This window comes from Balneola sp., assembly GCA_002694685.1.
Lineage (GTDB): Bacteria > Bacteroidota > Rhodothermia > Balneolales > Balneolaceae > Gracilimonas.
The window spans coordinates 200085-213603 of sequence record NZMW01000004.1 but is presented as its reverse complement, the minus strand read 5'-3'; the positions used below and the strand labels follow the sequence as shown (position 1 = coordinate 213603).

Below are 13519 nucleotides of genomic sequence, written 5' to 3'. Positions count from 1 at the left end.
AAAATACCTTTAGGATAGTATGTGTGGAATTGTAGGTTATGTAGGCGATAAACAGGCCAGTCAAATTATCATCAATGGTCTCAAAAGACTAGAATATCGGGGATATGATTCTGCAGGATTAGCCATAGTAAATGGTAAGCTCAGCATAAAAAAGAAGAAAGGAAAAGTGGCCGCACTAGAGGCAATGATTTCTTCATCTGAAAAAGGCACCATTGGAATTGGGCATACAAGGTGGGCAACACATGGAGAACCTAACGATGTAAACTCTCATCCCCATACAAGCCAGAATGAGAAGCTTGCCTTAGTCCATAATGGTATTATTGAAAATTATAATACCCTAAAAAAGAAACTTACTGAGCAGGGTTATTCTTTTTATTCTGAAACCGATACTGAAGTCCTTACTAAACTCATTGAGAGTTTCTTAGAAAAAGACCCTTCAAACCTAAAAAAGGCAATTCAATTGGCTTTGCATCAGGTTAATGGGACTTACGGTATTGCAGTGGTACATTCTGATTTTCCAGACCAAATTATTGTAGCCCGGAAAGGCTCACCCCTTCTCCTTGGTGTTGGTGAAGGCGAAATGCTAATTGCATCAGACGCCTCCGCAGTTGCCGAGTATACAGATAAGGTTGTGTACTTAGATGATGGAGAACTTGCCGTAATTACTAAAAATGATTACACCGTTGAATCTTCAGATCAAATTGAGTTATCGAAAGAAATCCACGAGCTTGCACTGAGTCTTGATGAGATTGAGAAAGGCGGATATGATCATTTTATGCTTAAAGAAATTTTTGAGCAACCAAAAGCAATATCTGATTGCCTTAGAGGGCGCCTAAATGTCGAAGACGGAACTATCACCTTGGGAGGTATTGAAGGCGTCATGGATCAGCTGGTTAATGCCAAAAGGATAATAATTGCGGCATGTGGAACAAGCTGGCACTCAGGTTTAGTCGGTGAATATCTATTCGAATATCTTGCAAAAGTACCTGTTGAAGTTGAATACGCATCTGAATTCCGTTATAAAGAGCCGTTAATTGGCGAAGGAGATGTGATGATTGTTATCTCTCAAAGTGGTGAAACAGCTGATACCCTGGCTGCACTCAGAGAAGCAAAATCACGTGGCGCACTAGTCTTAGGTGTTGTCAACGTAGTTGGTTCTACCATTGCCCGTGAAACTGATGCGGGAGTTTATATTCATGCCGGTCCAGAAATCGGCGTGGCTTCAACAAAAGCATTTACAGCTCAGGTAACTGTGCTTACACTCATGGCTATACGTCTTGCTCAGCAAAAGAATACCATTGACGATAAGGAAGCGAAGAAACTTATTACAGAGCTTGCTCAAATTCCTTCCAAAATAGAAAGTATTCTAGAGGAAACAGATCAGATAAAGCACATATCAAACTTGTTTTCATATGCTCCAAACTTTCTTTACCTGGGAAGATCTTACAGTTTTCCAGTAGCACTTGAAGGTGCCCTAAAACTTAAGGAGATCTCCTATATTCATGCCGAGGGATACCCTGCTGCGGAAATGAAGCATGGACCTATTGCACTTATCGATGAGATGATGCCCGTTGTGGTTATTGCAGCTACCCAGCATACTAATGATAAAATGATTAGTAATATTGAGGAAGTAAGAGCACGAAAAGGAAGAATCATTGCCATTACCACTCCAAATAATGATGAGGTCGGAGAATTGGCTGAATTTAGCTCCATTGTTCCCGAAACCTTAGATGTGTTTTCACCATTACTGACTGTGATACCACTTCAATTGTTATCCTACTATGTGGCTGTTAACAGAGGCTGTAATGTAGACCAGCCCCGTAACCTTGCAAAAAGCGTTACTGTTGAATAAAACATACTGTGGATAACATCCTTTACAAAAAAATTTACCAATAAAAATATGGCTATTTTAGTCATTCACGCACATTTTCTGCAAAGAAGATTTTTTAAAAATGTGGATAACTTGATTTTTATCTAATAATTCCTTTCACTCAGATTCCTCTTGGTTAGTAAAAACAGATTAATGAGAAACTGGAAGGCATTCATTTTTAAAATTGTACTATTGGTGTTGGTTGGTATCGTAATTTTTACGGGCTGATTTAGTCAGACATCTACATCACTTTTCAACTCGGCTCTTTTGGGCGTGACGTTTTTGTGTTTTGGCTCCTGTATTATTTCTAATGTTAACTTCCATCAAATGCCTGTTTTTTCTAATTAATCATAGCTAAATTCTCTTCAACAAATTACGGACAAAGTTGGGTTATGGGTACAATAGATCTTAGTTACTTAGAGAATATCACCGGCGGGGAAAGTGACATAATGATAGAAATGCTTGACTTGATGCTTAACGAAACACCTAAGCATCTTGCCAACCTAAATAAGGCTCTTGAAAAAAAAGACTGGAGGGGACTTGGGGCAGAAGCTCATAAACTCAAACCTATGTTTCTTTACATTGGGCTTACAGAACTAAACGAGGTTACTCAAAAACTGGAATTCTTCGGAAAGAAAGAGCAGAATCTTGAAGAAATACCGAAATTGATTAGAGATCTAGAAGTTGGATTTAGTGAAGTCATCAATGAACTCAAAGAGAGAAAACAAAAGTTAAGTTAGGTCAGGGTCATTTGAATATGATCGATCCCATCTACAACGTAAACTTCTCCTTCTTCAGTAAAACCCAGTTCATTATAATACTTTGTTAAGGCAGCCTGAGCTTCAATCCGTATTGGTTCTCCCTCACTTAACTGTATTCCCTTTTTGATTAGAACAGGGCCTAAACCAATTCCTCTGAACTCCGGATCTACAACTATTCTTCCTAAACTGATTTCGTCATCAAGCTTAGATCCTTTCGGAAACAACCTTAGATAAGCAGCGAGTTTATTCCCTTCATAGAAAAGCAGATGATTGGCCTTTTCGTCAAAGCCGTCGATATCTTCATAAAAGCAGTTCTGCTCAATTATAAAAACATTCTGTCGAAGCCTGAGTACATCTTCCAGCTCTGAAGAACTCAGCTCAGAAAAAGGCTTATAAATTATTTCCATAAAATTCTTTTAAAAGAAATGTAACCATTTTTATTTCTTAATCGTACATAAAGACCACTTCCAACTAAATTCTACCATTATGATCTGGGCCTGGTTACTAAATAGCGTTTCCGTTTACGCAACTTCTTCACTACTGAAAGGTGTAGAAATCAAAAATTTTTGGAGCGCTGTGTTTGTTGCTGCACTTCTTGCAATCGTTAATGTTTTTGTGAAACCTATCCTGGTAATTTTAAGTCTACCCATAACGATTCTGACTTTTGGACTATTTGTTTGGGTAATTAACGCCGGCTTGATCATGTTGGTTGACGCTATGGTTGAGGGATTCAAAGTTAAAAGCTTTGGGTGGGCACTGGCTTTTGGGCTGGTGATGTCAGTAATAAGTTGGGTGCTTTTTAACATTTTTGGATGATTCTCTACAATCTTCCACCCAATAAAAAAGGCTGCATAAAGCAGCCTTTTCTGTTTAACTGAATAAATTTATCACTAAATATTGTCGCAAACTGCTTGCGTAAATGTTGAAGTCGTTCCCTCACCACCTATATCAGGGGTGCAGTAAACTTTTTTCTCAACAAGAGTTTTATAAATAGCCTTTCGAATATTTTCAGCTACCTGTTTTTGGTCGATATGCTCTAACATCATTAGTGAAGAGAAAAGCAGTCCCATTGGGTTTGCAATATTCTTACCAACAATATCTGGGGCAGAACCATGAACAGCTTCAAACATTGCAGCATCATCACCAATATTAGCGGCTCCAGTAACGCCTAAACCACCGACTAATCCTGATGCCAGATCAGATAAAATATCTCCAAAAAGATTCGTCGTCACAACAACATCAAATTGTTGGGGACGCATTACCATTTGCATCGCCATGTTGTCAACAATCAAATCCTGAAATTCAATGTCCTTATATTCTTTAGCGACTCGTTTACCGACTTCAAGAAATAGACCGGTAGTAAGTTTCAGAATATTTGCTTTATGAACTAGTGTCACCTTTTTTCGGTCGTTATGTACTGCATATTCAAATGCAGCTCGTACAATCTTTTCACTGGCTTCTTCAGTGACAACAGCAATTGCTTCAGCATGTCTTTTATTGTCTGCTTCTTCAACCCACTCTTCCTTTCCAATATAAAGTCCCTGAGTATTTTCACGAAACAGCACCATATCTACTCCACGAAATGGACTATCAATGCTGGGGAGTGTTCGGGCCGGACGGATGTTGCTATATAGGTTAAACTTTTGTCTCAGCGCAACATTTACAGACTTGAAACCAGAACCGACAGGTGTTGTCAAAGGTCCTTTCAGAGCAATGCGGTGCTCATCTATAGCTTCAATTGTATCTTCTGGAAGTGGATTACCGTTTTCTTCATGGGCCTTTAACCCGGCAGACTTTTCAATCCAGTCTATTTTTGCACCGGCTTCATCTAGTATAGTAGTGACAGAATTGGTGATCTCTGCCCCGATTCCATCACCGGGGATTAAAACAACATTTTTCATTAACAGTGGGATTTATTCTTCAAAATTCTAGTCTCTTAATATATTGAAATTAACGCCCAATTGTGAGTAATGGTTCGTGTCGAATTCCTATCCTTCGTAGGTAAGTCGGTAAATTTTATTCCCATGATCATCTGAGATTAAAACGGAACCATCCTTAAGCTGTAATAATGCTACGGGTCGTCCCCTCACATCTTCTTCTCCTTGCAACCAGCCAGTCACAAAAGGTTCGTATGAAATTGGGTTACCATTATCATCAAACTTAACCATGGTAATCCGATATCCAATTTTTTCGCTGCGGTTCCAACTCCCGTGTTCGGCTATAAGCGCCTGGTTTTTATATGATTCAGGAAACATCTTTCCTGTGTAAAACATCACTCCCAATCCTGCTACATGAGGCCCTAATTCACGAACCGGGGTTTTAAATTCCTTATCCATGGCTTTTCCAGCTTCACCAAATTCGGGATCCCAAACGTCGTTAGCATGTAAAAAAGGAAAACCAAAATGCTGCCCCTCCTCAGTGAGTTCATTCAATTCTCCGGGAGGTAAATCATCTCCCATCCAGTCTCTGTTGTTATCAGTAAACCAGACATTCCCTGTTTCCGGGTGCCAGGTAAAGCCGACAGTATTTCGAATACCATGCGCAATGATTTCCCTATTTGATCCGTCAGCATTTATTCTGGTGAGCGAGGCAAAAATTGGGTTCTCATCCTCTCTATTGCACACATTACAGGGAGCACCTACGGGAACATACAGCTTATCATCCGGGCCAAAGGCAATATACTTCCAACCATGATGCCCTTCGGTAGGATAATCATCCGTAACTAAAACTGGCTCGGGCGGACTTTGAAGGTTTTCATCAATATTATCAAAACGCCAGATCTTACTCACCTCTGCAACGTATAGGCTTCCATCTTTATAAGCCACTCCATTCGGTAATCTTAAGTCTGAAGCAATGGTGAAAATGGTGTCCGCTTTAAAGTCATTATCCCTATCTACTACTGCATGTACGCGCCCATCTCTACGGGTTCCCACATACAGTATGCCATCCTTACCCATGGCCATTTGCCGGGCATTTGGGACGTTTTCAGCATACACTTCTACTGAGAATCCAGCAGGCGCTTCTAAATATCCTAACGAAATTGCTGTTCCGGATTTATCGCCCTTGGGTTTTTCCGAAGTACATGATGTGAATAAAACCAGACAGCTTAATACTATTGCTAATCTCATAATTTTGAATTGTTTGAATTTTCCTAAAGGAATCATAACTGCTTTATAAACACAACTAGTTTTTGGTAGTGAAGATACTTTTTACAAAGCACATTCGGAATGAAAGCTCCCTCTTTCAGCTTTTACTCTACAAAAAGGTACTATGAAACGATCTCTAACCTGGTTTAGAAATGATCTCAGGATTCACGATAACGAGGCATTAGCTAAAGCTTCCCAAGCTGATGAGATCTTGCCAATCTATATTTTTGATCCCCGACATTTTAGAACTACTTCTTTTGGGTTCCCAAAAACTGATTCATTCAGAGCAAACTTTTTATTGGAGTCTATTCAGAATCTTAAGAACAATCTAAAGTCTGCAGGACTTGATCTAATTATTAGAATGGGGAAACCCGAAAACATTATTCCTGAATTAGTAAAAACCTACGACATTGACTTAGCTTTTACTCATAAAGAAATAACCCGGGAAGAAACTGATGTAGAAGATGCCATCAAAAAGAAGATTAATGGTAAATTGAATTTTGTATGGGGAAGCACACTTTTTCACATTAACGATATTCCATTTTCAAAAGATGAGATCCCTGATGTTTTTACTCAATACCGGAAGAAGACAGAAAAGCAGTCTGAAGTTCGTCAAGAATTGAGTTTCAGAAAAGGAGTCTCACCTATACCTGATGTAGAGAGCAAAAAAATTCCCAGCTTATCTGATTTAGGAATTGCAGAGAAAAAGATCGATGATCGCTCAGTCCTTCATTTCAAAGGAGGTGAAGATGAAGCTTTAAAACGTCTTCAAGATTATATCTGGGATGGTGATCACCTCAAGAATTATAAGTTTACACGCAATGGGTTGCTAGGAGCCGACTATTCCTCCAAATTCTCTCCATGGCTCGCAAATGGCACACTTTCACCCCGAAGAATTTATTGGGAAGTAAAAAAATTCGAGGATGAAAGGAAGAAAAACGTATCAACATATTGGATGATTTTTGAACTTATCTGGCGAGACTATTTTCGATTCTCAGCCTGGAAGCATGGCGACAAAATCTTCTGGCCTTCCGGAATTCAAGGTAAAAAAAGGGCTTGGCGACACGATGAAGAAGAATTTAAAAAATGGGCTGAAGGTAACACTGGAATTCCTTTTATTGATGCTAACATGTGTGAGTTAAACGCCACAGGCTACATGAGTAATAGAGGCCGGCAAAATGTTGCCAGTTTTTTAGCTCAGAACCTGAATATTGATTGGCGCATGGGCGCCGAGTATTTTGAATCGCTACTGCTCGACTATGACCCTTGCAGTAACTATGGTAACTGGGCTTACAATACTACCGTGGGGCACGATCCCCGAAACCGGTATTTTAATATTGTCGGCCAGGCCCAGAAGTATGACACAAAAGGCGAATATGTTCGTCATTGGATACCGGAATTGAAACATGTGCCTCAGGAATTTATTCATGAGCCGCACAAAATGAATCCCGAACAACAAGCGTTATACTCCGTAGAGATTGGAAATACTTATCCAGAGCCGATGATAAACCTTGAGGAAAGTTATGAAGAAATCAAAGCAAGAGATTAAAAATCGTATCCTTTCAATGTCCAAAAAGAGAGGCACTGATAGGCCCATTTCAACCACTGAGGTTACTAAGGACTTATTTTCAAATGTCTGGAAAGAACATGTTGATGAAGTGAGGACGATGGCCGGGAAGCTACAGAGTGAAAAACTTTTCAGTGTTACTCATAAAAGAAAATCCGGTCCTATAGGTCAAAGTAAAAACCCTGTTCGGTTATCCCTTTTTGGAAGTGATGAGTAAAATGCGAAAAAAGTCAGACTTGCCAGAGAAAATCTGTCCGGTTTGTAATCGCCCATTCAAGTGGCGGAAAAAGTGGGAAGACGATTGGGAAAATGTGAAGTATTGCAGCGAGCGATGCCGCAGAAACAAATGACTTTCTTAAAGCCGATCCCAAACCCATTCAGGAACAGCCTTAGCAACCCAAGCTAGTAACTGCCATCTTTTAGTCACATATACATAATTTTTCTTCTTCTCCATGCCACGCACCATTTGCCGAACAGCTTTTTCGACCGGTGCTACCCAAAACATACCTTTTGCGCGTTCTGTCATTTCTGTCCAGACATATCCGGGTCGTACTTCAGTTATCGTGATATCCGAATCCACGCGCTTGGCTTTTTGCCGGAAGCCGGTCATATAATTCGAAATAAAATGCTTTGATGCGGTATAAGAAGTAGCTCTGTGGTGTGCCAATAAAGAAGCCATGGAAGACATCCCCACAATGTGTCCGCTTTTTTGTTTCATGAAATATTGAAAAGCAAAATGACATCCATGTGCAAAAGCCAGAGCATTAACCTCAATGAGTTTTTTGTCAGATTCCCAAACGGGCAGCATTTTTATACGGCCAATTCCCGCATTCAGGATCATCATATCCATGCCTCCCATTTCCTCAATAAGCTCTTTGTATACTTCTTCTGCTTTATCGTGATCAGTAACATCTAATGTTTTGATGTAAGCTAACTCTCCGACCTGTTCCTTAATTTCCTGAAGACGTTCTGTACGGCGGCCCATTAAGCCAACTTTATGTCCCTTGGATGATAATTGCAGAGCTAGCTCTTTACCGATTCCTGATGTTGCTCCGGTGATGAGAATATTCATTCTATAAGACTTAGATCTTTAGAAAGGTAATTTGTTAGCGGCGTTTTTGTTAGCACGTCATAAGTATAAAGAAAATCGATAAACTGTGATAATACTCGATATCGCGATTTTAAAATAACTTCATCTAGTTTTAATATACCCTCTTTTAAATCTAAAATGGTTATGGGATCAAACCCCTCACTGTTAGCAAGGTTGTCTGTCATTGCCAAGAGATTTAACTTTTCTTTTTTCTCCTGAATTAATTCATGATGGGCAATCAGGTTCTTGAGATGCTCGAACTCTCTGATTTTATTTACTGAATCTTGAAATTGCTCTGCATCATATTCACTCCTAAGCTCCAGTTCATCCATCTTCCGTTCAGCAATCTGAGGCTTATTATCTTTAAAAATGGGCAACGTCACACCAACTGAAAATCCATAGTTTGATTTCCGATCGGTGAAGGGATAGTATTCTAACTGGGCAAATCCAATATCGAAATCAGCTTTTTCAACTCGGGTGTCCTGACGGGCTACATCAATCTGCTGAGCTATTAAATCCAACTCTGTTGATAATTCAGATACTGATGCAATGTCTTCTGAAATCTGATTAATCTCAGCAACTTCAATTATGCTGAAATTTTCCCAGTTCAAGCTTTCAATCTCAAGTACAAGTTGTATTTCTGTCTTCGCTTGATTCAATTCTACTACCGCCTCATCCAACTTCTCAATACTTTCAACTTGTTCAAGTTTTGCCTCTGAGTAATCCTTTGCATCAAACAAGTCGCTATCAATATTATCTTCCATGATGGACGCTTTACGGCTAATCAATTGCATCCTCTCATCAATTTGGTCAGCCAGATCACGGTTGTAGAAATATTCCAGTGCTACTTCATATCTCAAAAAAATATTGTCTTTGTATTCCAACTTTTTTTGAAGTTGCAGCTCCTTCTTAGTGGCATTAAAAAAGGCATTATTTCTGCGAATTCTCCAAGGATTTCCCGGCCGAACGCGCAGCGCATACTGTATATCTTCATACGTTTGCTCGTCATTACCCATACGGACTTCTACTTCTTCCAGGACAGGAAACCTGTAATTGCGAGGCTTTAAAAATGCAATTCTAGAGTCATAGTGGGCAAGATTTCGATCTTCAAAAGCGGTGAGAAGAAAATCAGAAACAGAATCTTGAGCTTTTACCTCTTTAGGCAAAAGCTGAAATGCTAAACAGCTAAGTAGTACCAGGCCAATTGTTGACGATAGTTTCATTTAACAATAATTTTTTCGCCAACCGGAAGCTCATTTTCTTCCGGTATTTCTATAAATACTTCAAGTCCAAAAGTTTGGATAGTAGTTGATTGTTGAAGAACATTAGGTAAAAGTACAACCGAGCCAAAACCTATTATAGAACCTGTTGTTTCAATTTCGGAGTGCTCTAAAGACCTGACAATTACTCTTTGACCAAGTCTTTTATCTCGTTCTTTCTTCCCTACCAAATAACCAACTACGGAAGACGGATGAACAGGGTTGATTGAAATTAGTGAAGTGAATTCCTGAACCTGTTCATTGGGTTTCACATATACGTTCTCAATTACTCCTTTAAACGTTGCATACTTATTCAGCTGCTTATCTTCTTCAATCTTCCACTCTAGTTCTTGCTGGGCAAGGTCTATTTGTGCTTGCAGCTGAGACTGATCGAAACTGTGATCCTGGTTCAAATCCGTAATTTGAATATCAACGGCCTCTAGTTCCAGCATCCCTTTTTGTCGGATAGAATTAATTTCAAGCTGAAGTGTACTCAGGCTATCCTGTTGAAGAACACGATTACGGTTCTGGATAATTGAATCAGTAAGTGAGCGATTCAAACTAATTCGCCTTTCAATAATCTTTACTTCATTATCAATTTCACTTTGAATAATCCGTTTCTTGGATTCTAGTAGCTGAAGTTCTGACTCCAGCAGTTTCTGTTGCTCTTGTTTCTGAGATTTATAAATTGCTATCTGCTGCTTAAGGCGCTGAATTTCAAGATTTAATGAAGGGCTTTCCAGCTCCACAAGAAGGTCTCCCGGTTCTACGGTTTGCCCAGGTACTACATAGGTATTTTGAACTATAGCCGGCTTTTCAATTTTTATGTTATACACTTTTGAGTATGTAACACCAAGAAACGAACTGCTTCCTTTAAAGTATCTGTTGTTAATTGCCAGAAGCCCAACGAAGAGAACGGCTATAATTACATAAAACGAGTTAATCCTTTTAAGCATGCTATCTCCGTTAGTTGTTCTCTAAAAACTCTTTAAAAGAAATCCGCACCCTAAGTGTGTGTTCAACAGCCTTCATTTCGTTCATGAATCTGGTATTGGTGTCATCATCTTTGAACTCTACCTGATATTCATAATCATAACGACCACTATCGCGAGCTGTAATTTCTACATCATCATATTCAGTACAATACTTATCCATTATTGCAATTACCTGATCCAGGCCTTTCCCGTCCTGAAGTCTGAATGTTAATGTTCCCCTTACCCCGTCTTTTGTGCTGAAAGGACTCAAGTGTAGAACAAGCGCCATCGTACAGAACAAAATGGTTCCCACAAAAGCTATAGTATATCCGAAAACTCCAATTGCCAAACCTACACTGAGAGAAGCGAAGATGAATAGAATATTTCTAACGTCCTGAATCTTGGTTCTGAAGCGAATCATTGCAAGCGCACCAAAAGCACCTAAACCACGAGCAAGGCTATCTCCGATGGCCATCATAACTAAGGCAGCAACAATGGAACCTAAAGCCAAGCCCTGAAAAAAGTTTTTTGGATATTGGTGCCCCGAAAAGGTGACTCGATGGGTAATTGCGATCAAGGAAGAAAGTACAAACGCCCAGATTAGGGAATAAAATACATTCAGCAGGGTTGGGTAATCGTAGACCGGCTGATCTGGAAATAATTCAAACATGATATAATTGTGTTGCTCTCAATACGAGGAGGCTGATCTGTGTTTTTTAACACAGCAATTATACCGTTCTTATTGACGTGAAAAAAATGAAATAAAATTAACCTTGCTGAAATACAGGCTTTTGACTCTTCACGTATTCAAAAGCTCCAAACATCACACCGGAATAAAACAGATCACCTAAAACAGTGTAGTGGAAGAATGGAATTCCAGCGGCGTAGCTCATGAATAAACCTTCAAGACCCTGTGGATATATGGGACTTCCAAGCCAAACGCCAAAATTGGTAATCAAAAAGAAAATAACGGAGGCGCTAAGACTACCGGCTATTATTCGTGAAGTGTTGACTTTTTTCATAATGAGAAGCCCTGCCACAACAATAAGTGCAATTGCCCCATACATCCAGTAGAAACCGGGAGTGAAAAGAGTAAATCCACCATAGAAACCTAAATAGAGAATGTTATTGACCAGTAGGTCACTAATGAACATTGCAACTAAAGGAACCAGAAAAGAGAACTTTTTGTCAGAAAAATAGGCTGCTCCAAAGATTGCCATTGCTCCCATTGGTGCAAAATTATAAGGATGAGGAATCATTCTTGAGAGTGCGGCAACTAGGATAAATCCGGATAAAACTAAAAATCTTTTCTTATTCATTGATCTCTTCAGGCTTAGTGTGAATCCCTAAAATAAAAAAAGCATCGCCTCAAATGAAACGATGCTTTACAATTATTCAAGATTTCTGAAATTATTCAGAACATCTTAATATCATTTACTTCTCAGCATTCAACTCAAGGTTGAGATCTACGGTTACTTCGTCACCAATAACAGCGTCAGAAGCCCAGTCACCTGTACCTACAGTATAATCTGTTCGGTCAACTTTTGTAGAAGCAGTGATACCTGCTACTATAGTATTTTCTTTCATTGGGTTGTCTTTCATTCCCAATAAAGTAAATGGCAGTGCAATTTCTTTTGATACATCTTTGATAGTGAGTGTACCGTTTGCTACAAATTGGTTCTCGCCTGTCTTTTCAATATTGCTGCTTTTGAACGTAATGTGCGGATACTTTTCAGCGTTAAAAAAGTCTGCTGTTCTTAAGTGACCATCACGGCGTTCGTTCTTGGTGTCAATGCTATTAACCATGATTGTAACATCAATCATGCTTTCTTCGAGATTATTAGGGTCGAAGTTTACTGTAGCTTCGTAATTGTTAAATTGACCATTTACAGGAGTAAAAAAGTGTGTTACTTGGAAATTGACTGCACTGTGTGCTTTGTCAATAGTCCAGTCCATAACTGCGTAACTAGTTAAAGCAATTGATGACAATGCAAATATTCCTACTGCTAATGTTGTCGTTATTTTATTTAATATTTTCATTACTAAAAGAGAGTTTTATGTTTTTTGAATTTTGTGTTGTCCTCATAACACACACAATTCTTAAATAATTTCCTTTAATGTTAAATTAATATTACTTCTTTCTGTGTCGTTTTACCCTGAATTCCCCCCTTTGATGTTACAAACTGTAAAAAGACTATTATTAATGAACAAAATACCGCCTCATTAGTTTGCATTAATACAGAAAAGCACGTTAGTTATTCTTTATTAATTAAATACTTAACAAAATACTTGATATGAAAAATTTTATGCGATCTACTTTGGTAATTATGATGGGTGTTATTTTAAGCACCGGTACCATTTTCGCACAGCAACAACAGATGCCTCCACAACCACAACCATTGAGTCCTGATGAAGTAACGGACGCACAACTTGAAATGGTTTTGAATGTTTCCCAGTCAGTTCAGGGCATGCAACAAGAAGCAGATACAAAGATGAGAGAAGTTATTGCTGAACAGGATATGGAGTATAGTCGCTTTCAGCAGATAATGATGGCACAGCAAAATCCACAAATGGCCGGACAGCTTAATTTAACAGAAGAAGAAAAAACAACTATACAAGAAGTTCAGCCGGAACTTCAAAAAATAACTCAAGAAATTCAGCAGGGTTATATGACGGCTATTCAAGATGAAGGATTAACTCCTCAAAAATTTCAGCAAATAGCACAAGCTATTCAAGCGCATCCTGAAGTTGCAGAACGTTTTGAAGCTATTAAAAGCGAGCAGACTGAAATGGACTCTGGTGACGGAAACGGTTAAATAGCGACCTTTTCATTTATGATTTCAGCCCGATGG

Annotated in this window: 16 protein-coding genes; 7 read left to right on the top strand and 9 right to left on the bottom strand. The window is 39.0% G+C overall.

Going from position 1 to position 13519, the window contains the following annotated elements:
• Positions 1-19: 19 nt before the first annotated feature.
• Both glmS and CL667_06450 read left to right on the top strand, forming a co-directional pair.
• Positions 20-1852 carry a glutamine--fructose-6-phosphate transaminase (isomerizing) gene (gene glmS, locus CL667_06455; GenBank protein MAL17335.1) on the top strand — a complete coding sequence of 611 codons (1833 nt, stop codon included), beginning with the start codon at positions 20-22 and terminating at the stop codon, positions 1850-1852.
• 410 nt (positions 1853-2262) lie between these two features.
• A complete protein-coding gene (locus CL667_06450; protein MAL17334.1) occupies positions 2263-2610 on the top strand; it encodes a hypothetical protein in 348 nt (115 codons plus the stop codon).
• Here the strand turns inward: CL667_06450 and CL667_06445 are convergent.
• Positions 2607-3038 (bottom strand): GNAT family N-acetyltransferase, encoded by a 432-nt coding sequence (locus CL667_06445; GenBank protein MAL17333.1) that lies wholly within the window; start codon positions 3036-3038, stop codon positions 2607-2609. The two genes, CL667_06450 and CL667_06445, sit on opposite strands and share 4 nt — an antisense overlap.
• A 79-nt stretch (positions 3039-3117) precedes the next feature.
• Here CL667_06445 and CL667_06440 point away from each other — a divergent pair, with 79 nt between their 5' ends.
• Positions 3118-3447, top strand: coding sequence for a hypothetical protein (locus CL667_06440; protein ID MAL17332.1), 330 nt, complete (start codon positions 3118-3120; stop codon positions 3445-3447).
• A 74-nt stretch (positions 3448-3521) separates the two neighbouring features.
• Here the strand turns inward: CL667_06440 and CL667_06435 are convergent, their stop codons facing one another.
• Both CL667_06435 and CL667_06430 read right to left on the bottom strand, forming a co-directional pair.
• Complete coding sequence (locus CL667_06435) at positions 3522-4532, bottom strand: isocitrate dehydrogenase (protein MAL17331.1); 1011 nt, start codon at positions 4530-4532, stop codon at positions 3522-3524.
• An 87-nt stretch (positions 4533-4619) separates the two neighbouring features.
• Complete coding sequence (locus CL667_06430; protein MAL17330.1) at positions 4620-5759, bottom strand: sorbosone dehydrogenase; 1140 nt, start codon at positions 5757-5759, stop codon at positions 4620-4622.
• A 142-nt stretch (positions 5760-5901) separates the two neighbouring features.
• On the opposite strand from CL667_06430, the gene CL667_06425 reads away from it, so the two are divergent.
• From CL667_06425 to CL667_06415, 3 genes are read left to right on the top strand one after another with little or no spacing between them, the layout of a single operon-like run.
• A complete protein-coding gene (locus CL667_06425) occupies positions 5902-7326 on the top strand; it encodes a cryptochrome DASH (protein ID MAL17329.1) in 1425 nt (474 codons plus the stop codon).
• A 16-nt stretch (positions 7327-7342) separates the two neighbouring features.
• Positions 7343-7561 carry a hypothetical protein gene (locus CL667_06420; protein MAL17328.1) on the top strand — a complete coding sequence of 73 codons (219 nt, stop codon included), beginning with the start codon at positions 7343-7345 and terminating at the stop codon, positions 7559-7561.
• Positions 7554-7694 carry a hypothetical protein gene (locus tag CL667_06415; protein ID MAL17327.1) on the top strand — a complete coding sequence of 47 codons (141 nt, stop codon included), beginning with the start codon at positions 7554-7556 and terminating at the stop codon, positions 7692-7694. The genes CL667_06420 and CL667_06415 overlap by 8 nt, the downstream gene beginning before the upstream one ends.
• Before the next feature lie 5 nt (positions 7695-7699).
• Here CL667_06415 and CL667_06410 read toward each other — a convergent pair whose 3' ends face one another.
• The 6 genes from CL667_06410 to CL667_06385 form a co-directional block, all read right to left on the bottom strand.
• Positions 7700-8416 carry an SDR family oxidoreductase gene (locus CL667_06410; protein MAL17326.1) on the bottom strand — a complete coding sequence of 239 codons (717 nt, stop codon included), beginning with the start codon at positions 8414-8416 and terminating at the stop codon, positions 7700-7702.
• Positions 8413-9657 carry a hypothetical protein gene (locus CL667_06405; GenBank protein MAL17325.1) on the bottom strand — a complete coding sequence of 415 codons (1245 nt, stop codon included), beginning with the start codon at positions 9655-9657 and terminating at the stop codon, positions 8413-8415. The genes CL667_06410 and CL667_06405 overlap by 4 nt, the downstream gene beginning before the upstream one ends.
• Positions 9654-10649: a hypothetical protein gene (locus CL667_06400; GenBank protein ID MAL17324.1), complete on the bottom strand. Its 996-nt coding sequence runs from the start codon at positions 10647-10649 to the stop codon at positions 9654-9656. Before CL667_06400 ends, CL667_06405 begins: the two co-directional genes overlap by 4 nt.
• A gap of 10 nt (positions 10650-10659) precedes the next feature.
• Entirely contained in the window at positions 10660-11337 is a 678-nt protein-coding gene (locus CL667_06395) for a DUF4956 domain-containing protein (protein MAL17323.1), read from the bottom strand.
• A gap of 97 nt (positions 11338-11434) precedes the next feature.
• Complete coding sequence (locus tag CL667_06390) at positions 11435-11986, bottom strand: hypothetical protein (protein MAL17322.1); 552 nt, start codon at positions 11984-11986, stop codon at positions 11435-11437.
• Positions 11987-12101: 115 nt separating this feature from the next.
• A complete protein-coding gene (locus CL667_06385; protein ID MAL17321.1) occupies positions 12102-12707 on the bottom strand; it encodes a polyisoprenoid-binding protein in 606 nt (201 codons plus the stop codon).
• Positions 12708-12961: 254 nt separating this feature from the next.
• Between CL667_06385 and CL667_06380 the strand changes: the two genes are divergently transcribed.
• Entirely contained in the window at positions 12962-13483 is a 522-nt protein-coding gene (locus tag CL667_06380) for a hypothetical protein (GenBank protein ID MAL17320.1), read from the top strand.
• The last annotated feature ends 36 nt before the right edge of the window (positions 13484-13519 follow it).